General features: G+C 39.7%; 1 pseudogene. It reads left to right on the plus strand.

Features of this window, described 5'->3' with window-relative positions:
• Positions 1-116: 116 nt before the first annotated feature.
• Positions 117-232, plus strand: a pseudogene (locus EW028_RS24955) (DNA recombination/repair protein RecA); the annotation flags it as partial.

Raw genomic sequence — 232 nt, forward strand, 5'->3', positions numbered from 1 at the left:
GACATGCGTCATATTGTGTCGCACACGATCTGACTTTTATAGAAGATACAGACTAAATCTGTCACTATACTGAGCATATTCAGTAAATATCCGTGACATCGTTTTGAGGTTGTAAGATGGATGATAATAAAAGCAAGGCGCTCAATGCTGCGCTAAGCCAAATTGAAAAACAGTTTGGTAAAAACACAGTAATGCGTCTTGGCGATAACACTGTACAAGCTGTTGAAGCGGT

This window comes from Lysinibacillus sp. OL1 (assembly GCF_004332175.1).
GTDB classification, from domain to species: domain Bacteria; phylum Bacillota; class Bacilli; order Bacillales_A; family Planococcaceae; genus Lysinibacillus; species Lysinibacillus capsici.